The organism is Saccharothrix sp. NRRL B-16314, from assembly GCF_000716595.1.
Taxonomy (GTDB): domain Bacteria; phylum Actinomycetota; class Actinomycetes; order Mycobacteriales; family Pseudonocardiaceae; genus Actinosynnema.
On the sequence record NZ_JNXC01000160.1, the window covers coordinates 1 to 368 of the forward strand.

The following is a 368-nucleotide window of genomic DNA, read 5'->3' on the forward strand; positions in this document are numbered from 1 at the left end:
CGTCAACAGAATGCTGACGTACCAGCTGGAGCGGGACCTCCAGCCCTTCGGCCTGACGATGAACGACTACGAGATCCTCGTGAACCTCTCCGAGTCGGCGGAGCGGCGGCTGCGCATGAGCGACCTGGCCGCCGCCACGCTCCAGTCGAAGAGCCGGCTCTCGCACCAGATCACCCGCATGGAGAACGCCGGACTCGTCCGGCGCGAGAACTGCGAGTCCGACCGGCGCGGGCTCTACGCCGTCCTCACCGACGAGGGCATGGCCACCATGCGCAAGGTCGCCCCGCACCACGTCGAATCGGTGCGCAAGCACTTCATCGACCAGATCGGCACGGAGGCGCTCGGCGAGCTCCGGGCGTCCCTGACGC

At 68.2% G+C, this 368-nt stretch carries 1 protein-coding gene; it reads left to right on the top strand.

All coding sequences use genetic code 11. From position 1 onward, the window contains the following. Nucleotides 1-10: 10 nt before the first annotated feature. A partial coding sequence (locus OQ02_RS39485) for a MarR family winged helix-turn-helix transcriptional regulator (RefSeq protein ID WP_331281578.1) occupies nucleotides 11-368 on the top strand: 358 nt, incomplete at its 3' end.